Source organism: Luteibacter sp. 1214, assembly GCF_031455395.1.
Classification (GTDB): Bacteria; Pseudomonadota; Gammaproteobacteria; order Xanthomonadales; family Rhodanobacteraceae; genus Luteibacter; species Luteibacter mycovicinus.
Genome location: NZ_JAVDSQ010000003.1, coordinates 174,134 through 194,158 on the forward strand (window position 1 = coordinate 174,134; position 20,025 = coordinate 194,158).

17 protein-coding genes are annotated in these 20,025 nt (G+C 65.7%); 11 read left to right on the top strand and 6 right to left on the bottom strand.

Annotated features, from left to right (window positions below):
- The first annotated feature begins 12 nt into the window (after window positions 1–12).
- The 4 genes from J2X57_RS09190 to J2X57_RS09205 all read left to right on the top strand — a co-directional run bounded on the left by J2X57_RS09190 (window position 13) and on the right by J2X57_RS09205 (window position 3,899).
- Complete coding sequence (locus J2X57_RS09190; protein WP_309866108.1) at window positions 13–1,803, top strand: phosphoenolpyruvate carboxykinase (GTP); 1,791 nt, start codon at window positions 13–15, stop codon at window positions 1,801–1,803.
- A gap of 189 nt (window positions 1,804–1,992) precedes the next feature.
- Entirely contained in the window at window positions 1,993–2,547 is a 555-nt protein-coding gene (locus tag J2X57_RS09195) for a sigma-70 family RNA polymerase sigma factor (RefSeq protein WP_036115678.1), read from the top strand.
- The gene (locus tag J2X57_RS09200) at window positions 2,544–2,966 is read left to right on the top strand and encodes a hypothetical protein (RefSeq protein ID WP_043692517.1); all 423 of its coding nucleotides are present in this window, start codon (window positions 2,544–2,546) and stop codon (window positions 2,964–2,966) included. The genes J2X57_RS09195 and J2X57_RS09200 overlap by 4 nt, the downstream gene beginning before the upstream one ends.
- Window positions 2,967–2,990: 24 nt before the next feature.
- Window positions 2,991–3,899 (top strand): DUF4097 family beta strand repeat-containing protein, encoded by a 909-nt coding sequence (locus J2X57_RS09205; protein WP_309866112.1) that lies wholly within the window; start codon window positions 2,991–2,993, stop codon window positions 3,897–3,899.
- A gap of 1,012 nt (window positions 3,900–4,911) precedes the next feature.
- Here the strand turns inward: J2X57_RS09205 and J2X57_RS09210 are convergent.
- Window positions 4,912–5,871 carry a hypothetical protein gene (locus tag J2X57_RS09210; protein ID WP_079522821.1) on the bottom strand — a complete coding sequence of 320 codons (960 nt, stop codon included), beginning with the start codon at window positions 5,869–5,871 and terminating at the stop codon, window positions 4,912–4,914.
- 266 nt (window positions 5,872–6,137) lie between these two features.
- Between J2X57_RS09210 and J2X57_RS09215 the strand changes: the two genes are divergently transcribed.
- On the top strand, window positions 6,138–9,032 hold the full coding sequence (locus J2X57_RS09215) for an EAL domain-containing protein (RefSeq protein WP_036115690.1): 2,895 nt from the start codon (window positions 6,138–6,140) through the stop codon (window positions 9,030–9,032).
- 7 nt (window positions 9,033–9,039) lie between these two features.
- Here J2X57_RS09215 and J2X57_RS09220 read toward each other — a convergent pair whose 3' ends face one another.
- Window positions 9,040–9,966: an Hsp33 family molecular chaperone HslO gene (locus tag J2X57_RS09220; protein ID WP_239708965.1), complete on the bottom strand. Its 927-nt coding sequence runs from the start codon at window positions 9,964–9,966 to the stop codon at window positions 9,040–9,042.
- A 107-nt stretch (window positions 9,967–10,073) separates the two neighbouring features.
- Between J2X57_RS09220 and mtgA the strand changes: the two genes are divergently transcribed.
- Genes mtgA through J2X57_RS09235 form a run of 3 tightly spaced genes read left to right on the top strand, consistent with a single transcriptional unit; the run spans window position 10,074 to window position 12,271 of the window.
- Window positions 10,074–10,814, top strand: coding sequence for a monofunctional biosynthetic peptidoglycan transglycosylase (gene mtgA, locus J2X57_RS09225; RefSeq protein WP_308846009.1), 741 nt, complete (start codon window positions 10,074–10,076; stop codon window positions 10,812–10,814).
- 8 nt (window positions 10,815–10,822) lie between these two features.
- Window positions 10,823–11,800: a glycosyltransferase family 2 protein gene (locus J2X57_RS09230; RefSeq protein WP_051943936.1), complete on the top strand. Its 978-nt coding sequence runs from the start codon at window positions 10,823–10,825 to the stop codon at window positions 11,798–11,800.
- 42 nt (window positions 11,801–11,842) lie between these two features.
- Window positions 11,843–12,271: a CBS domain-containing protein gene (locus tag J2X57_RS09235; RefSeq protein ID WP_309866123.1), complete on the top strand. Its 429-nt coding sequence runs from the start codon at window positions 11,843–11,845 to the stop codon at window positions 12,269–12,271.
- On the opposite strand, the gene J2X57_RS09240 is transcribed toward J2X57_RS09235, so the two are convergent.
- Window positions 12,261–13,556 carry an MFS transporter gene (locus J2X57_RS09240; RefSeq protein WP_308852021.1) on the bottom strand — a complete coding sequence of 432 codons (1,296 nt, stop codon included), beginning with the start codon at window positions 13,554–13,556 and terminating at the stop codon, window positions 12,261–12,263. The two genes, J2X57_RS09235 and J2X57_RS09240, sit on opposite strands and share 11 nt — an antisense overlap.
- A 225-nt stretch (window positions 13,557–13,781) precedes the next feature.
- On the opposite strand from J2X57_RS09240, the gene J2X57_RS09245 reads away from it, so the two are divergent.
- Window positions 13,782–15,143, top strand: coding sequence for a serine hydrolase domain-containing protein (locus J2X57_RS09245; protein ID WP_309866128.1), 1,362 nt, complete (start codon window positions 13,782–13,784; stop codon window positions 15,141–15,143).
- A 123-nt stretch (window positions 15,144–15,266) separates the two neighbouring features.
- Here the strand turns inward: J2X57_RS09245 and J2X57_RS09250 are convergent, their stop codons facing one another.
- The 3 genes from J2X57_RS09250 to gcvH all read right to left on the bottom strand — a co-directional run bounded on the left by J2X57_RS09250 (window position 15,267) and on the right by gcvH (window position 18,034).
- Window positions 15,267–16,295: an energy transducer TonB gene (locus tag J2X57_RS09250; RefSeq protein WP_036115696.1), complete on the bottom strand. Its 1,029-nt coding sequence runs from the start codon at window positions 16,293–16,295 to the stop codon at window positions 15,267–15,269.
- Between the two features lie 270 nt (window positions 16,296–16,565).
- The gene (gene metJ / locus J2X57_RS19885) at window positions 16,566–17,207 is read right to left on the bottom strand and encodes a met regulon transcriptional regulator MetJ (RefSeq protein WP_081907575.1); all 642 of its coding nucleotides are present in this window, start codon (window positions 17,205–17,207) and stop codon (window positions 16,566–16,568) included.
- Window positions 17,208–17,638: 431 nt separating this feature from the next.
- Complete coding sequence (gene gcvH / locus J2X57_RS09260; RefSeq protein WP_308846012.1) at window positions 17,639–18,034, bottom strand: glycine cleavage system protein GcvH; 396 nt, start codon at window positions 18,032–18,034, stop codon at window positions 17,639–17,641.
- Between the two features lie 299 nt (window positions 18,035–18,333).
- Here gcvH and J2X57_RS09265 point away from each other — a divergent pair, with 299 nt between their 5' ends.
- Together J2X57_RS09265 and J2X57_RS09270 are read left to right on the top strand one after the other, a co-directional pair.
- Complete coding sequence (locus tag J2X57_RS09265; protein WP_309866132.1) at window positions 18,334–19,479, top strand: DUF3103 family protein; 1,146 nt, start codon at window positions 18,334–18,336, stop codon at window positions 19,477–19,479.
- Window positions 19,480–19,533: 54 nt separating this feature from the next.
- Window positions 19,534–20,007: a DUF3103 family protein gene (locus tag J2X57_RS09270; protein WP_309866135.1), complete on the top strand. Its 474-nt coding sequence runs from the start codon at window positions 19,534–19,536 to the stop codon at window positions 20,005–20,007.
- Window positions 20,008–20,025 lie beyond the last annotated feature (18 nt).

Sequence of the window (20,025 nt, forward strand, 5' to 3'; positions counted from 1 at the left end):
AGACCACAACGGATGCGTTCGAACGGCAGTTCTCTTGAAGCATTGAACCGATGGGTGGACGAGGTCGCAAGGCTGACCGACCCCGCCTCCGTTCGCTGGTGTGACGGCTCGGAAGGCGAATACGCCGACCTCATCCAGACGATGCTTGCCAGCGGCGATCTCGTGCCGTTGAACGAGGCGACCAACCCGCGCAGCTATCTGCATCGCTCGCATCCGTCCGACGTCGCGCGCGTCGAACACCTGACCTTCGTCTGCACGCCGAAGCAGGACGATGCCGGTCCGAACAATCACTGGATGGCGCCTGCGGACGCGCACGCGAAGATCGACGCCTTGTTCGCCGGCGCCATGCGCGGGCGCGTCATGTATGTGATTCCCTATTGCATGGGCCCGATCGACTCGCCGTTGTCCCGCTGCGGCGTGGAGATCACCGACAGCCCCTACGTCGTCGCCAACATGCGGATCATGACGCGCATGGGCGCGCCTGCCCTGGTGCGGATCGAGCGCGAAGGTCGCTTCGTCAAAGGGTTGCATTCGACGGGCGACCTGGACCCGGAGCGCCGCTTCATCATGCATTTTCCCGAGGAGCTGTCGATCAAGTCGATCGGCTCCGGTTACGGCGGCAATGCGCTGCTCGGCAAGAAATGCCACGCCCTGCGCATCGCCAGCTATCAGGCACGTCAGGAAGGCTGGCTCGCCGAGCACATGCTTATCGTCGGCATCGAGAACCCGCAGGGTGAGAAGCACTACATCGCCGCGGCGTTCCCGTCCGCCTGCGGCAAGACCAACCTGGCCATGCTGATTCCGGCCGAGGGTTACCGGAAGGCGGGCTGGAAGGTCTGGACCGTCGGCGACGATATCTGCTGGATGACGCCGGGTGCCGATGGGCGCCTCTGGGCGATCAATCCCGAGGCGGGGTATTTCGGTGTCGCACCGGGCACGAGCGCGGGCACGAATCCGACCGCGCTGGAGACGCTGGGACACGATGCGATCTTCACCAATGTCGCGCTGACCGCCGACAACCGGCCGTGGTGGGAAGGCCTCGGCGACGGCGAGCCGGTGACCGACTGGCAAGGGCGCGCGTTCGATCATGCCAATGGCCCTGCCGCGCATCCCAACTCGCGCTTCACCGTCAGCGCCAGGCAGTGCCCGAGCTGGGCGCCGGAGTCAGAAGACGCGGCAGGCGTCCCCATCTCGGCCATCGTCTTCGGCGGACGTCGCCCCTCGCTGGTGCCGCTGGTCTTCGAAGCGAAAGACTGGGCGCACGGCGTGCTGATCGGTGCGGCGATGGGCTCCGAAACCACGGCAGCGGCGACCGGTGCGGTCGGCGTGCTCCGTCGGGACTCGATGGCGATGAAGCCGTTCTGCGGCTACAACTTCGCCGATTACTTCGCGCACTGGCTTTCGTTCGACAAACCAGGCGCGAAACTCCCGCGGATCTTCCACGTCAACTGGTTCCGCAAGGATGGCGAAGGGCGTTTCATGTGGCCCGGTTATGGGGAGAACCTGCGGGTACTGGACTGGATGATTCAGCGGGTCGCCGGCAAGGCCGAGGGTGTCGAGACGCCGATCGGGGTGGTTCCCGCGAAGGCCGAACTCAATACCAACGGACTCACCGTGGCGCCCGCTACGCTCGACGCGCTGCTCCACGTCGATCTGGAGGGCTGGACGGAAGAACTCAGGGCGATCGACCTTTATCTCGACGGGTTCGGCGAGCGGATGCCGGCGCGGCTGAAGGCTGAGCGGGTACGCGTCAGCGAGGCTTTGCAGAAAGCCATGGAGACCCGGGAAACCGATGTGGCCTAGCGTTAGCGCCCTGTAGGAGCGCGCCTCGCGCGCGAAATCCGCCCCCGACGTGGCCTGCCTTCGACATGCCCTTCGCGCGCAGGCCGCGCTCCAGCGGTGGCGGCGTGGCCGCCCCCGTTAAACCGTTTTCCCCTTGCCCGCATCCAAGCTGGCAAGATGAATGCCCTATGCCTCGCCGCCACGTCCTTCATGCAGCCTGAGCTGCCCGTCGCATCGACCGATGACGACGTCGTACGCGCGGCGATCGGTGGCGACCGCAAGGCTTTCGAGACGCTGTACCGTCGGCACGCCGACCGGGTCTACGGCGCGGTACTGCGCCTGGCCGCCTTCGATCACGCCCGTGCGGAAGACCTGACCCAGGAGGCCTTCGTCCGCGCCTGGCAGAAGCTGGAAAGCTTCCGCTTCGAAAGCGCCTTCGGCACCTGGGTCTACCGTCTGGCCGTGAACGTCGCACTCATGTCCATACGCGCCCGCAACGCCGACCCCGTCACCATCATGGACGACGAACATCTGCCGGACATCACGTCCACCGACAATCCCGTCCGCGCCATCGAGCGCGACGAGCTGGAAAAGGCCATCGCGGCATTGCCGCCGCGGGCCCGTGCGGTTCTCGTACTGCACGACGTGGAAGGCTGGAAACACGAAGAGATCTCCATCGAGCTGGGCATGGCGGTGGGGTCTTCAAAAGCACAGTTACACCGTGCGCGCGGGCTCCTCCGCCGCGCACTGGGAGAGACGCCATGAACGAACTCGACTATCTGCGCCAGATGCGCTCGCTCAACCGCCCGGTCACGCCGCATCGCGACCTGTGGGCCGATATCGACGCCCGCCTCGGCGAAGCGCCCGTAATCGCTCAGCCGCGTCGGCGTCGCGCACAGCCCTGGCTGATGGCCGCCGCCATCGCCGGTGTCGCGGTCCTGAGCGGCGGCGTCGGCCTTCATCTGGCCAGGCCCACCGGCAGCGATGGCATGGCCAGCACGACGCAGCCCTGGAAGCCGGCCGATCCGCGCCTGTCCGGCGCGGCGGTCGAACTCGACGCAGCCCACATGGAGCTCACTCAGGCCATGAAGGACTCCCCCGACTCTCCCGCGCTGCAGCGCCTGCTGCTACGTACCGAACGCCAGCGCGATCGTCTGCGCAATTTTGAAAAGCAAGCCGGCTAACGCGAACAGCCAGGACAAACCGCTATGAAAACGCTCTACCTCACTCCCCTGCTGCTGGCGCTCTCGATCGGTCAGGCATTCGCCTCGACACCGATCAACCTGTCGAAAGACATCCGTCCGACCGCGAAGGTAAGCATCGACAACGTCAAGGGCGAAGTCACGGTGACCGCCTGGGACAAGAACCAAGTGCAGGTCTCCGGCACGCTCGGCGACGGCGCCCGTCCGCTCGAGATCGAAGGCAACGACCAGAACGTCGACATCCATGTCGATGGCGACGAGAAGAAAGGCAACTGGTTCAGCTGGGGCAACGACACCCGCATGCAGCCCACGGTACTCAACGTGCGCGTGCCGCGCGGCGTCTCCATCGATATCAATGTCGTGAGCGCCCCCGTCAGTGTCGACGGCCTCGACGGCGGCAAGATCGACATCAACTCCGTGAGCGGTCGCATTCGCGCCAACCTGCGATCACCGAACGTCAGCATGCAGACGGTGAGCGGCACGATCGACCTCGCCGGCCGTTCGGACAAGGCCGAACTGCAGACCGTCTCCGGCGACATCACGGCACCTCAGGTCACGGAGCGCATCGAGGCCCAGACGGTCTCCGGCCGCATGACGATCGGTGGTGGTCCATGGAAGGAAGCGAGCTTCAGCACGGTCTCCGGCGACACCCAGGTCACCGGTGGCCCGGCACGCGACGGCAAGATCAACGTCGACTCGATGAGTGGCGATGTCCAGCTGCAGCTGCCGACCGACACCTCGGCAAAGCTCGAGGCCTCAACCTTCAGCGGCGAGATCCGCAGCGACTTCGGCAGCCCGTCCAAGGGTGACGATGGTCCGGGTAAGGAACTGAAGACCACCCTGGGCGGTGGCAACGGTTTCATTCACGTCGAGTCGTTCAGCGGCGACGTGCGGTTGAGGGGCCAGGGGCGCTGAGGCGCTTCGATGGGTGAAGGACGGAGTTTGTCGGTAAAGGGCGGTGTTGTTTTACGGCTCGGCTTGTTTTACTGCGGCGTGTGGTGTCGCGTTGAAGAGCCGGCGGGTGCCACCCTCGCGTCCACGCCTGCGGCGACCCCATAAGGAAAGGCCGCTACCGCGGCCGTGTATCAATGGCCTTCGGCCGGGTCGGGCTCCGACTGGGGGTTTTCGAGTCGGCTGTCCCTGCCTCCCCGAAAACGGCCGGTCATCCCTGACCGGCCCCCTGCGGGCCTCTTCCAGTCGGCGCCCTCGCCTGCGGCTACCGGACGCGAGGGTGGCACCCGCCGGCTCTTTCGGGGACTGAGGCAGCGTGGGGTCGAACGGCGGTTCGCTTCGTTGGCTGGGACCGCTCGCTTGCCTTAGCGCATCGCCTCGTTCGCATTAGTTAGGCTGAGGGTTCGCGAACACGGTTCGCTCCTGCCGCACGGCGACCGCAATGGTGGGATACATGGCGGCCTGTAGGAGCGCGCCCTGCGCGCGAAAAGCCAACGAAGCGAAGAAACCACACCCCGCTCGACCACCAACCCACCTCGGTACACCAAAGAGACGGCGGGGGTGACCCTCGCGGCCGGTAGCTGCAGGCGAGGGCTTCGACTGGACAAGGCCGCGCAGGCGGGGCCGGTCAGGGATGACCGGCCGTTTTCGGGGAGGCAGGGACAGCCGACTCGAAAACCCCCAGGCGAAGCCCGACCCGGCCGAAGGCCATTGAAATACGGCCGCGGTAGCGGCCCTTCCCTGAGGGGTCGCCGAAGGCGTGGCCTCGAGGGTCACCCCCGCCGGCTCTCCAACGCGACACGACACACCGCGACAAAGCCAAACGCGATGGCGCAAGCCGAGCCTAGCCCAGCCCAGCCCAGCCATCGTCGCCAGGCCGGCCAGCTGCCGCGGGATCGCCAGCAGGGCCGGCGTCCACCGGATCGGCTGCCTCCGCAGCGCCATAAACGAAGAACCCGCCTTGCGGCGGGTTCGTTCAGAGGTCCTGGTGGTACTGGACGTAAGGCGTTCGCGAGGAGTCGGGCTCTGGACCCGCCGGGCTCGCGGGGGCGTTGCCCGAGGACCAGACGTTCTGTGCGCCGACCGAGAGCTCACCACGCCATGGCAGGCGGAAGGTGACGCCGAGGTCCACCGCGCTCCAGCGGCGATCCGGGTTCAGGCCATTCACGATGTTGGCTTCCGGCTGCATGGTGCGGCCGGTGATGGCTCCCGACACGGAGCCGCGGTCGACGCCGAAGCTCAGCGCTTTCTGGTCGACCGAGCCGATGCCCAGCAGATTGCCCGGCAGCAGGCGGATGCGACCGACGCTGGCGCCGACGTCTATACCGCTGCGCGCACCGAGATCGACCCTGCCGTGAGCATTGAGCTCGGTGCTGGACGAAAGGGCGCTGATGGGAAGGCCCGATGCGGTCGACAGGCCCGGCAGCACACGCGGGAGCGCCGCGCCACCACCCGTCGGACGGCTCGAACCGACGCCCAGACCGAGGCTGTAACCCGTGCCACGGTAGGTCGCGCCGACTTCGCTGCCGACGATGCGCGGCGGCGCACCCGGCGTGTAGCAACGGTTGTCGAGCCCACCCGGCGCCGCGGCGGCGCAGGATTCGGCCGAATTCGCCCAGCCCTGCCCGCTGACACTGGCGTGGGCCTGGAGCCGCGGGCCGAGATCGTACTGCAGGCCACTGGACAGGAAAGGGCCGGCATCGACCGCGTGGAGGGCCAACGGCTTGCTGGGATCGGCGCGATCGTCGGCCTGGATGGCGAGCATCCGGCCATCGGGGGCGCGCCACAGCGGCAAGGAACCCTGGCTCGTCTGCGCGTAGGCATCCGGCTGCTTGGCCAGCAGACGGGACGCCGTGGCGTCCGGACCCACCGACGCACTCTGACCTGCCGCGGCGAGCGGCATCAGAAGTAGCAACGTGAGTAAGGATCGGCGCATGTCGGGTCTGGTCGTAAGCGGCTGAAGGTTTCCTCCCCGTGCCCCCGCCTTCAGCCCGACGAGGACGGCTCGACTATACCCCGTTTTACTTTTTACTAACACCCCGGAGCGGTCGAGGTTCAGGAAAAAGATTACCTGCCGTTTAGTACGACAGGGGGAACCGCGGCGCGTGGGGCGCAACGGGTTCGGCAACCTGCAAGGGCCATCGCACGGTTGCGTTAACGCATATAGACTGGCCCGACCACGACCGGAATCTTCGTCAGGCGATGACCATAGCTCCATCCCAAAGCCCGACATCGCAAACACCCGGCACAGGGGAGGTCGAGCCGCTGCATGACGCCGTCGAGCGTCTGCTGAGAGCCGCCGATGCCGATGGGGTCCGCGACGAGTGCGAGGCATTCGCGCGCTGCCTCCTGCCCGACGCCCGGGTCTCCTGGCTGCGCGTCGACGACGCGCCGATGGCGGCCGGCACCACGCTCGACCTCGCTGTCGACCCGCAGTCAGGGCGGACGCTGGGCTTCGGCACCGACGATCGCGACGCCTCCGCCTCGATCGACATGGTGTCCTGGCTGGGCAGGCTTGCCTCCGCCCGGCTACGCCAGCTTGCGGAAACCGCGAATCTTTACGAGGCGATCTCGCGCCTGGCGCTGGCCGAACGGCTGCAACGCGCGCTCTACGCCATCGCCGAGCAGGCGGGTGCCGAGCACAACATGAAGGACATGATGAGTGCGCTGCACAGCATCGTGGGCAGCCTCATGTACGCCGAAAACTTCTTCATCGTCCTGTACGACGCGCAGAACCGGACCGTACGCTTTCCGTATTTCGTCGACACGGTCGACGACGACACGCCGGATCCCGAAGGCATCCGCCTGATCGACGCGATCGAGAACTCCCTGACCTGGCACGTGCTGCAGAGCGGGCGTTCGATGATGGGCGCCAGCTCCGAGCTGGAAAAGAGCCTCCCGGGTCCACGCGTGGCCATCGGCCCGCCCAGCGACGACTGGCTCGGCGTACCGATGAAGCGCGGTGACGACGTGGTGGGCGCCCTGGTGGTGCAGAGTTACCGGGACGACACGCACTACAGCGAAAACGACCGCGAACTCCTTACCTATGTCGCGCAGCACGTGCAGACGGCGCTCGAACGACGCCAGGCGCACGAGGAACTCGAGCGACGCGTGACCACGCGAACCGCGGCCCTGCGTGAGGCCAACCGCGTGCTGCGCCAGCAGGTCCTGCAGCGTCAGCGCGGCGAACGCCTGCAGGCGGCCCTGTTCCGTATCGCCGAGCTGGCCAATACGTCGGACAGTATCGAGAACTTCTATGCCGCCGTGCATCGCGTCATCGGCGGCCTGCTCTACGCGCGCAACTTCTATATCGCGCTGCTCTCGGAAGACCAGAACAAGCTGACCTTCCCCTACTCCGTCGACGAACTCGATGGCGTGCGCGAGCCGCGCGAGCTGGGGCGTGGCCTCACCGAATTCGTGCTGCGTAACGGCAAGGCGCTGCTGGCCGATCGCGACGAGATCGACCGCCTCAATCGCGACCAGGTCCTTTCCACCAGCGGCGCGCGCTCACTTCACTGGCTGGGCGTTCCGCTGATCTGGAACGAGAAGTCGATGGGCGTGCTCGCGGTGCAGAGCTATTCGCCCGAACACACGTACAGCGCGCGCGACCAGGAATTGCTGACGTTCGTCAGCTACCACATCGCCAACGCGCTGCAGCGCAAGTACACGACCGAATCGCTGAAGCAGGCCTACGCCAGCCTCGAGCGACGCGTCACCGAGCGCACCCGTGCCCTGGCGCTGGCCAACCGTGACCTGCGCGAGCAGATCGCCGAGCGCGAACGCGTCGAACGCCGGCTGAAATACGAAACCCTGCACGACTCGCTTACCGGCCTGCCCAACCGCACGCTGCTCCTGCAGCGACTCGAGCAGGCGCTCAACCATTACCGCGAGAACCCGGGCGAACTGTTCGCCGTGCTCTTCATCGATCTCGACCGTTTCAAGGTGATCAACGACTCGGTCGGTCATCTGGTCGGCGACGATCTCCTCTTCCAGGTCGGCGGACGCGTGCGTGCCTGCCTGAAGACGCGCGATGTCGTCGCGCGTCTGGGCGGCGACGAGTTCGCCGTGCTGGTCGAGGGCATCACCGATCCCCAGGCGGCCACGCACATCGCGGAGCGCATCATCGCGCAGTTGCAGACACCCTTCCGCCTGGGCGCGAAGGAGATCTTCACCTCCGCATCCATCGGTATCGCGCTGCCGACGCCCGAATACACGCGACCGGAAGAACTGCTGCGCGACGCCGATTCGGCCATGTATCGCGCGAAGGACGAGGGACGCCATCGCGCCGCCGTCTTCGATGATCGCCTGCGCCGTGAAGCGCTTTCGCTGCTCGAGCTCGAGGGCGACCTCCGGCGGGCGATCACCCGCAATGAGTTCGTGCCGTTCTTCCAGCCGATCGTCGAACTGGCGACCTTACGCGTCGTCGGCTATGAGGCGCTGCTGCGCTGGCGCCATCCCGAGCGCGGCTTGCTTCCGCCCGGCGAATTCCTCGCGGTTGCCGAGGACACCGGTTGTTCGGAGGCGATCGACTGGCAGATCTTCGAGCAGGTGGCGCGGCAGGCCCGTGCGCTTACGCGCGACGAGGGCTTCATCAGCATCAACGTGTCGGGCAGTCATTTCCGCTCGGCCGATCTCGATCAGCGGTTGCTGGACCTGTTCGCACAGCACGGCGTACCCGCGCGCTGTATTCGCGTCGAGGTGACCGAGCGCGCGCTGCTGGAGAATCCGGCGCAGGTCAAACGTATTCTCGAGCACCTGCGCGAGCACGGTGTCGGCATCGCGCTGGATGACTTCGGTACCGGGTACTCGTCACTGAGCTATCTGCATCAGTATCCGATCGAGACGCTGAAGATCGACCGTTCGTTTGTCATCGAGCTTCCGGCGGAAGACGATCAGGCGCATAGCACGGCGGTCGTCCGGGCCATCCAGGCGCTGGCGGACTCGCTGCGCATGCAGGTGATCGCCGAGGGCATCGAAACCGAATCGCAGATGCGGGTACTGCAGCGTATCGGCTGCCGGTTCGGTCAGGGGTTTCTGTTCGCGCAGCCACAGCCAGCGAGCAAGTGGCTGGGAGCGCCACTGTCGCTGGATGCCTGAGCGCGGTTTACTGCAGCGTCGAGGGGGCGGGAGGGGTCTCGGCCTGCGTGAGCAGACGCTCGGCATCCACGCGATCGAACACATACCGCGTGGCGCAGAACTCGCAGATCACCTCGATCTCGCCGTCGCGATCCTCGAGGGTCGCCTCGACCTCGTCGCGCCCCAGCGCGCGTAACATGCCTTCCACGCGCTCCTGTGAACACGTGCAGCCAAACGCGAGCGGCTTTGGCTCGTACAGTCGCACGGTTTCCTCGTGATAGAGCCGGAACAGCAGCTCCTCCGGGCGCGTCGACAGCATCTCGCTGGCGCTCAGCGTGGCCGTCAGGTGACCGACACGCTCCCAGGCGTCGTCGTCCTGTTCAGCGGCGCTGTGTCCGCCCTCTCCCGCTACCGGTTGCAGGATGAGGCCAACCGCGTGCACGCCATCTGCCGCGAGAAGAATGCGCGCGGGCAGCTGTTCCGACCGCAGGAAGTAGTTCTCCAGCGCCTCGGCGAGGGACGACGTGTCGAGGTCGACCAGCCCCTGATAGCGGCCGCGGTCGATCTGGCCGATGGTGATGGCGAGCGCGGCGTCGGGCAGCTCGCTCAGATCGAGCTTGCCGTCCGTCACCGGCATGTCGCCGTCGTCGAATCGCGCCAGCCCGCGGAGGCGGCCCTTGTCGGTGCATTCCGCGAAGAGGAGGCGCAGCGCGCCCTGACTCTTGAACTCCAGGGACAGCGAGCCTTCGAACTTGACGTTGCCGGTCAGCAGCGCGGATGCCGCGACGGCCTGCCCCAGCGTGTCGCGAAGCTCCGCGGAGTAATCGACGCGCGAGGCGATGTCCTGCCAGCTGGCGCCGAGCCGCACGAGCACGCCGCGCACACCCGCCTTCTCGAGCAGGAAGCGGTGCAGCACGTCCTCGGACGCAAGGGTATCGACGATCGAATCGGTCACGGTGGCCTCCTGGTGATCCGACGGGAGATGGGGGTGGGTCGGCCCGGCGACAAGCCTGCATGGGCACAGGCCCTTTATACTGCGCCATCCTCCTTCCGCGTGCCCTCATGAGCCCGACGCCCCGCTCGCTGCCCCGCCGCATCGTCCATCTCGCCGGCCTGCTCATCGTCTCGTGGGTCGCGCTGTCGGTCCTGGTGGTCTTCGTGCTGCGCTTCGTGCCGCCGTGGACCAGCGCGATGATCATGGAGCGCCGGGTGGCCGCGCTGGTCACCGGAGAAACCGGCTTCACCTATCGTCACCACTGGGTGCCATGGGAGCGCGTATCGCCCCAGGTGGGCCTGGCCATGGTCGCTGGCGAAGACCAGAAATTCCCCTATCACCACGGCTTCGACGTCGATGCCATCCAGGACGCGATCGACGCGGCCGACGAGGGCAAGCGCCTGCGCGGGGCCAGCACGATCAGCCAGCAGGTCGCCAAGAACCTGTTTCTTTGGAACGGCCGCAGCTTCGTGCGCAAGGGCGCCGAGGCCTATTTCACCGTGCTCATCGAGGCCTTGTGGCCGAAGCAGCGCATCCTCGAGGTGTACATGAACATCGTGGAGCTCGGTGACGGCATCTACGGTGTGGGCGCCGCTAGCGACACGTTCTTTCACACCACGCCCGATCGCCTGGGTGTGTCGCAGGCAGCCCGGCTTGCGGCCGTCCTGCCCAATCCCCGCCGCTTTCACGCCGAGGCGCCCAGCGCTTACGTCCAGCGACGCGCGGCGTGGATCTCGCAGCAGATGAGCCAGCTCGGCGGCCCGGCCTACCTCACTCGCCCGGCCCCCGTCGCCGGTCGCGTACGCTGAGCGCCACCATGACGTATTCACTGGCCATCGTCGTCCCGGCATATAACGAAGCGCAGGTCATCGACGACTTCCACGCACGCATCGCCGCGGTGCTCGACGGGCTCGACGCGGACGCGCGCGTGATCTACATCGACGACGGCAGCCGCGACGAGACCTGGCCGCTGATCGAGCGCATCGCCCAGGCGGATGCCCGCGTCGTCGCGCTGCGCTTGTCGCGCAACTTCGGCAAGGAGGCGGCGATGACCGCCGGTCTCGATGCCGCGGATGCCGACGCGGTCGTCGTGATCGATGCGGATCTGCAGGATCCCCCCGAGCTCATCCCCACCCTCATCGCCCGCTGGCGCGAAGGCTTCGACGTCGTCTACGCGACCCGCGGCGAGCGCGACGGCGAGACGCGCTTCAAGAAGTTCACCTCGGCGGCGTTTTACCGCGTCATGGAACGGGTGGCCGACACACCGCTTCCGCGCGACACGGGAGACTTCCGCCTGCTCTCGCGCCGCGCGGTCGAGGCACTGCACGGCCTGCGCGAGCGCCAGCGATTCATGAAGGGATTGTTTGCCTGGATCGGCTACCGGCAGACCTCCGTGGTCTATCACCGCGACGCCCGCCACGCCGGTACGACCAAGTGGAATTACTGGCGCCTGGGCAACCTCGCCGTCGAGGGCATCACCTCGTTCTCCACGGCACCGCTGCGTATCGCCACCTGGCTCGGGGTGTCCGCCGCGGGCCTGGCCTTTCTCTACGGCGTATGGGTGCTGCTCAAGGTGTGCATCTGGGGCGACCCCGTGCGCGGCTACCCCACACTGCTGGTGGTGATCCTCTTTCTGGGCGGCGCCCAGCTGCTGGCTTTGGGCGTCATCGGCGAGTACATCGGCCGTACCTACGCCGAATCCAAGCGCCGGCCGATCTACTACGTCGAGTCGCGGCGCGGCGCGCCCTCTTCACCTGATCGTTACCCTCGCCCGCGCGCACCCGGCGTAGACTGATCTCCTGGCGGCGGCACGCCGCGCGGCAGCGGAGAGTCGAGCATGCAGCAGGTCAAGCACCTCCTGGAAGGCAAGGGCAAAGCCGTCTACGCCGTGGCACCCGATGCCTCGGTCTACGAGGCTATCCAGCAAATGGCCGATAAGAACGTCGGCGCGCTCGTGGTCATCAAGGGCAGTGAACTGGTCGGCATCGTTTCCGAGCGCGACTATGCGCGCAAGGTCATCCTGAAGGACCGATCGTCACGCGACACGCCGGTGGCCGAGATCATGACGGCCAGCGTCATCACGGTCGCCAGCGACGCCACGGTGGATGAATGCATGCGGCTGTGCACCGACGGACGACTTCGCCACCTGCCCGTGCTCGACGGCACGAGCCTCGTGGGCGTCGTCTCCATCGGCGATCTGGTCAAAGCCGTGATCTCCGAACAGCGCGAGACCATCAATCAGCTGGAGAGCTACATCACGAGCTAGACCGGGTCGCGTCGTCGCGTTGCTCGGGTAGCAGGTCGGGCGATTTCGCCGCACGCCGGCCCATCTCGGCCGCCACGCAGGCGAGACCCGCGGCGGTCAGGCCGATCGCCGTGATGCCTACACCCGCGCCACGTATGGCGACGAGTCCCGACGTCACCACCAAATCGCCGAAGCGCCAGACAGCGGTCTCGATGAAGTTCTTGCCCTTGTAGCGCACTTCGCGCGGCGTGCGGGTGTACAGCGCATCGGACGCCGGCTTGGTCATGCCGTAGGTCATGCCGCGCGAGCCGACCAGCACGATCGCGATCACCGGCACCGTCCAGCCGAAGACGTGCAGGTCGATGAGTCCGAGTACCGACAGGCCGAGCAGCAGCGCCATGTTGACGAGCGCCGGCAGAACCATGGCCCAGACCACGCCCAGCCCGCGCATGATCAGCGGGGTGAGCGTCAGCTGCAGCAAGGCACCGAAACAATTGGTCCACAGATCGAGATCGGCATAGAAGGCCGTGCGTGCCGCGTTGTCGGCGAAATGTCCCTTCGTGTAATCCGCCATCAGCGTGTAGCCCATGGTGGCGATGCCGTCGCCAAGCAGCATCAGCACGAGCATGTACCGCAGGAACGGCTGCGAGAACGCCGCCTTCGCGCCTTGCAGGATCGAACCGCCGACCGGCGCGCCTTCGCTTTCATCGTTCAGGTCACGCCGTGCCGAGAGCGCGAGCAGTGCGCCCAGCGCCAGCAGCAGGAACGCCGCGGAGACGACGAGCATCGCGGGCACACCGAGGCGCTGGACGAGCAGCCGTGTCAGCAAGGGGCCGAGCAGCGCGCCCGCCATGCCACCGGCCGCGATGAACGGGAACATCAGCCGCGCCTGCTGGCTGCGGTAGACATCCGCCATGAAGCTCCAGAAGAGCGACACGACAAAGAGATTGAACACACTGACCCAGACGAAGAAGATCCGCCCCAGCGCCACCGCGCCGATGCGGTCCTGGGCGACGAAGGCCGGGATGAACGCGAGCATCGAAGCGGCGAAGAAGACGTAGCTGCTGCCGATTACCAGCTTGCGCGGAAATCGCGAGACCAGCCAGCCGAAGACCGGTGTCAGCGCCAGCATCACCACGAAGACGATCGCGTAGAACTGCGGCAACGACTGCGATCCGGCCGCGCCAGCGAGCTGATCGCGCACCGGACGGAGCACGTAGTACGACGTCATCACGAAGAAGAAGGCGATGACGGAGAGCGTGAGGGTCCTCGCTTCGTCCCTGGCGAAGGGTCGACGTTCGTTCACGGTGGGTCCGGGGTCGGCGGGATGCGCGAGAAGCCTAGCACGGCTCGCCGCGGGCACCGGATCGTGAAGGGGAACCGGGTCGTCGTTTGTGTGAAGTCTGCCGTCCGTTGTAGACAGCGATGAAGTACACGACAATGACCGCGACGATGATCAGAAAAACGATCCATCCCATGACGTTTCCCTCCCTTCGGCGTGTCCGTCACGCCTCGCTTTCGCGAGAATAGCATGTCGTTTCGATCCGCCTCCCTGCTGGCCTGTGCGCTCGCCTGCGCCGCCACCGCCCCCTTCGCCCTCGCCGCTTCGCCGCCGCAGAAGCCGCCGCAGAAACCCCCGGTCGTCCATGTCGACCCGACGTCGGAAAAGCTGCCTGCGGAGCGCGTGAAGGAAACGATCGAGAACTACAACCGCTGGATGGACGCGGCCGAAGCCCGCGACGCCGCCCCCGCGATCGTCACCGCCGTGATCGTCGACGACAAGGTCGTGTACGAGCGCGCCATCGGCTACGCCAACGCGAAGACGAAGGAAGCCGCCACACCGGAAACCGTGTTCCGCCTGGCGTCGCTGTCGAAGGCCTTCGCCACGGGCGTCACCGCCGTGCTGGTCCGTGAAGGCTTTCTCAGCTGGGACACCAAGCTGATCGACACCATTCCGTATTTCAAGCTCAAGGACATGGAGGCGGCGCAGCAGGCGACCGTGCGCGACATCCTCGGCCAGCGCCTCGGTCTGCCGCGCAACACGTACGACAACATGCTCGAGGCCGACGCTCCCTACGAGGAGCTCGTCCGCAAACTGGACGAGGTGGACCTCTCCTGCAAGGTGGGCGCGTGCTACGGCTACCAGAACGTCGCCTTCAGCATGATCGGCGACGTGATCTACGCCACCACCGGCGATTATTTCTTTCGACAGGTCGAACGCCGCATCTTCGCCCCGCTGGGCATGACCACCGCCAGCTACGGCCGCGACGCGCTCGAAGCCAGCAAGAGCTGGGCACGCCCGCATCGCGGCGGTCCGCACAACTGGATTCCCTACGAGCCCAACGACAGTTACTACCGTGTCGCCCCCGCCGCCGGCGTCAACGCCAGCCTGCGCGACATGGAGCAGTGGCTGATGGCCCAGATGGGCGGACGTCCGGACGTCCTGCCGACGCCATCGCTGGACGTACTGCACGCGCCCGAGGTGGCCACGCCGTCGGAAGTTCACTCGCTGCCCTGGCGACGCGCGCGTGTCACCGACGCGCACTACGCGCTGGGCTGGCGCGTATTCAAGTACGCCAATGAAGACCTGATCTTCCATGCGGGCGCGGTCTCTGGCTATCGCACGATGATCGGCTTCTTTCCCAAGTATCACGCCGGTGTCGTGACCATGTGGAACGGTGCGGGTCCGGTCCCGGCGGGTCTGATGCCGATGGTGTTCGACAGCCTGCTCGGGCTCAACCACGTCGACTGGGCGGGTGTGGAAGGAAGCGTGCGCACGGCGCCGGTGGCCAAGGCGGCGCCTGCCACGAAAACCAAAGCGAAAGGCAAGGCGGCGCCAGTGAAGAAGGCGGCACCGGTCAAGGCCGTCAAGAAAAAGAAGAAGCCGGAGTAAACGAGGCTCCGGCTTCCGAGCTTTCACCAGGTTACGGCGACCGTGATCGTTTTCATACGACCTGTAGCCCAAAAGAAACGGCCCCGAGGGGCCGTTTCTTTTTTGCGCGGCTGGTGTGGTGACTTACCGGCCGAGGTTGAACTGCAGGCGGCGGCGCAGGGTGACGGTCATCGGTTCGCCGTTGCGTGTGGCGGCCTTGTACTCCCAGCGGCTGACGGCGTCGATCGCGGAGCGGTCGAAGATATGCTTCGGCTGAGCGTCGACCACGTTGACGTTCGCAACGCGACCGTCGGGACCGACGGTCAGCTCGACGTCGACCCAGCCTTCCTGATTCGCACGCATCGCGGCAGTCGGATAGCGCGGGTTGACCTGACGGATAAGGACGGCATCGCTGATGGCCCCGCCCTCTGAGGCAGCCGGCGCGGCGGCCGGTCGTGCGACGGGTGCGGCGACGGGCACCGCCTGCTGCGCCTGAGCGACACGAGCCGCCTGCTCGCGTGCGGCCTGCGCGCGCTGCGCCTCGATGGCCGCGGCGGCCTGTTCGGCCTGCTGACGCTGGGTGGCGGCGGCATTCTGCTGCGCGACCTGCTGAGCCTTCTGCGCATCGACCGCCTGCTGCTGCTCGCGGTCCAGCGTCTTGCGCTGTGCATCGAGCTTCGAACGCAGGATGGTCAGGGTGTAGTTCTCGGGGTCGGCCTTGGCGAGCAGGTCGATCTCGCGCTGCGCTTCATTGAAGTCGCGCTGGTTGATCGTCTGCTCCGTCGCGGCTGAGCCGTAGGAGAAGGTCTCGCGCAGCGCATCGGCGGCGACCGGGTTGCCGGGCTGCTTCTGCAGCACCTTCATATAGAACTCGAAGGCATTGTTGCCCGCCGGGGCGACGAGGCGCTGCTCGTTCATGGCGGTACGCGCTTCGGCCAGCAGCTGGTCGACGCTGAGTGCATCGACGTTGGCCGGCGGGGCCACGCCGGTCGCGGCAGCCTTCTGCACCGCTACCGGCGCGGGCGTCTCCGCGGCGCGGGCGTCGCGGTAAGGCTTGACGATCAGGAACCAGGCCGCGACGGCGAGCGCGACGACGATGCCGATGACGGCGAGCGTCACGGGACTGACCGCGCCACGCTGGCGGCGATCGATAAAGGGTGGACGGTTATCCATGGCGGTCGTACGACTCCGCAAGGCGCGCGCCCCCTGATGGCTTGACGCGGTGGACCCCCCGTCCCCCGCAGCGCGATGTGGCGACAAGGTAACCGTAATGGCCGCGTGAATCCAGCGCGACGCCCTAGGAGCTTTTCCGGGGGAGATATTCTGCGAACCCCATCAATGAATAACCCCGGCAAGCCGGGGTCAAGGTTTCGAAGTGTCTCCCCGCGCTGGGCACCGCGGGGAGATAATTCGGAAACGTACTTTCTTATTGGAAGGTAACGCTTACTTGGCCTTGGCGGCCCGGGGTGCCTTGGCGGTCTTGGTCGCGCGAACGACCTTCGCTGCGGCGACCTTCTTCGAGGCAGCCTTACGCGGGGCGGCAGCCTTACGCGGAGCAGCCTTGCGAGCGGTCTTCTTGACGGAGGCCTTCTTTACGGAAGCCTTCTTGACTGCCTTCTTGGCAGCGACCTTACGGGTGGACGCCTTGCGGGCGACCTTCTTGACCGCAGCCTTCTTGGCGGTGGCCTTCTTGGCCGGCGACTTGCGGGTCGCAGCCTTCTTGACCGCGACCTTACGGGTCGAAGCCTTCTTCGCCGGCGACTTGCGCGCGGCCGTCTTCTTTACGGTGGACTTCTTCGTCGCTTTCTTGGCGGCGGACTTCTTGGCAGTGGCTTTCTTGGCAGTGGCCATAGTTCTCTTCAGCTCCTCATCAGTTGGCAGTGGTTGCCCAGTAAAAGCGTGGAGGAACGCTTCGACCAGCAGGTCGCTGTTCGTAGCGTGCCTCAAATTGTTCACCTGGCGGCGAGTACGTTCATCGGATAGCAGGCGGAGAATGTGCAGCGGAATCGAGACGGTGATCTTGCGTACCGCACCCGCTTTCGAACCATGCTCCACATACGGCCTGACGAATTTTCCTGTTTCCATTTCCGGGTTCCCCGTCAATTGACGCAAAAGCTATTCCTGAACATTTCCGCTGTCAATAAATTTTGGCTCTAAATTGAAGACGTTGCGGACACATACCGGACGATCGGGAAGTCCACCGGGTTTATCCCCGACGCACCTTCGGCATTAGCAAGGCACTAATGGACTTCCATTCAAAACACACCGCATCTCTTATGCGGTTCAAAAAACACCTTAAATAAAGGCGTTTTTTTGTTCGTTCAAAAAAAACGCCGCAATCGCATCGCACCGCGACAGCGCACGTCGTCGCTCCGGTCACCATCCATCGGGAGGCGAATTCCGGGGATGAACGGAACACGACTGAGGCGAAAAAAATTTTTCGCCGAAGACCCCTCCCGGACAAAAAAATGCCGGTCGAAGACGACCGGCATCGGGGTGAAGCGTCGGCGAGTCGATCAGTGGTCGTCGTTCTCGGCATGATCGGCGTACTCGTCGGCTGTCATCAGCTCGTCGAGTTCGCTCTTGTCTGCGATCTTCAGTTTGAAGATCCAGCCACCCTCGTACGCATCTTCGTTGATCGTTTCCGGCTTGTCGGCAAGTACCGTGTTCACCTCGGTCACTTCGCCCGACACCGGCGCGTAGATATCGGAGGCGGCCTTGACCGACTCGACGACCGCCGTGCTGCTGCCTGCCTGCACGCTGCTGCCCACTTCCGGCAACTCGACGTAGACCAGATCGCCCAGTGCGCCCTGCGCATGGTCGGAGATGCCGACGGTGACCGTGCCGTCCTGTTCGACGCGGACCCACTCGTGGGTTTTTGCAAATTTCAGATCGCCGGGGATTTCGCTCATGGGGTGTTCCTCGTTGTCTCGGGACGGGGTGTGCGTTGGTGCGACGGCCAATTGTCGCCGGTCCGCGCGTTTCGCGAAAGCGTCTGGGAGAAACGCGGGCGCCATGCGCGGCTGCGGGCGTTCGCCTGCCCTAGGGCTACGAAGTCCCCTACGTGAACCTAAGGCTTCGCTCGCAGCGCGAGCGAACACGCGGGCATACGCTGACAACCAGCTCGGCCAATCGAGCTGAACCACGAAGGCGACCTCCGACGTCGCCCGCCCCATTCCCCATGGAGAACCTTATGACACGGAAAACCAGGATGACCTGCCTTGCAGCCCTCATCGCCGTCGCGCTCTCGCCGTCGCTGATGGCGACGGACGTTTCCTCCCCCGGCGACGCACGCGTCGCACTGGCACGCGACCTCGCCTCGATCCTCCACCAGCCCGCCCTCGATACCGCCATCCGTGACCATCTGGGTAACGGTAAGGCCCCATTGGCGGAAATTCTCAACGACTACGCCCAGACCGCGGTCGCCGATGGCAAGCAGGACGTCGTGGACGACATGCTCGACCTCGACCGCCAGGCTGTCCACCTGCGCGGCCTCGAGGGCAGGCTCGGCCATATCGCCAGCGTGCGTGTCCACGGTCTGGGCGCACATCCGCAACCCAGGAGTCTTCGCGGCTTCTGGACCGCCGCCGTGACCAGCGACGGTTCGACCGGCAAGAAACAGGTCGTCGCGTTCGATCCCGAGGGTAAGCGACACAGCTTCGCGATCGACCAGACACCCGACATCCCCATGCTCCTGGTGGAAACCGACGGTACCGCCGCTGTGCAGGCAGGCATGGCCGTACTCAATGAGGCGGCGCGTGGCGCTTCGTCGAGTCCCCGACTGACAGGCTTCGCTCGGGCTGGCGACGGCGAAACGAAGGGCGAGTTGCTGACCATCCTCAAGGAAATCTATCTGGAGAAGGATCACGAGCCCAACATCCAGGGCGATGCCGAGGTGTTTGCTGTCGTGTCCGGTGTCGATGCCGCCGGTAAACCCGTCGTCGTCACCCAGGACATGCCCTGGCTCGACCACGACAAGCGCTGGTATACGCCGAGACAGGACCTGATCAACTGGACACAGTTCGGGACCAACTACGTCAACGTGCAGTTCTTTGAAGACGACGGCAACGTCAACTTCCAGAAGCTTGCGTCCGCCCTGACGGAGGCGGTGGGCGACACCGCGCTGGTCGTGTCGCCGGCGGCTCCGCCCGCGCTCATCGTGGCGGGCATCTCCAGGATCGGCCAGAAGATACTCGGCGCGATGGAGAGTTGGTGGTTCGAAAACAGCACGGACTACATCGATTCGTTCTATGTGCTGGAGCGCGGGCACGATTACGGCAGCAAGAACGCTCCGCTGATCGGCGCCCGCGGCGAAGTGAAAATGGTCCTGGCGCCCTACGAGGTCCGCCAGCGTTGACGAGAAGGCCGGGGTGGCACGCCATCCCGGCCTTTCTTCCCATGGAGCAAAACGATGCACCTGCCACCAGGCACGACGTTTCTTCTTTTCCTGCTGACCGCGGTCGCGAGCGTACCGTCGACCGCGCGTGCCGTGACGACCGGTCATTCGCCAACCCCGGAAGCCACCACCATGCTGCGGCGCATCCTGCTCCGCGACGACAAACATCCCGATTCGCTCGGCGAGGCGTCGATTTTTGTCGCGGTTTCCGGGACCGGACAGGACGGCAAGCCGCGGACCGAAGTCCATCCCCTGCCCTGGGTCAAGCGGGACCGGACCTGGTATGACAGGTCCTATCCGTTGGTGGACTGGCGCCGCTTCACCGGCGGCTACGTCACGCTGCACATCTATGACCGCACGTCCGGCGAGGACGTCGCGCATGTGGATACCTTCTACGTCATCCAGCCGCAACGCAAATATCTGCTGCAGAACGGCGCAGCGGGCAACGCCGTCCTGTCACTGGAGCCGGGCGCGGCGTCCGCACGCTGACATATATATATGTGTGTA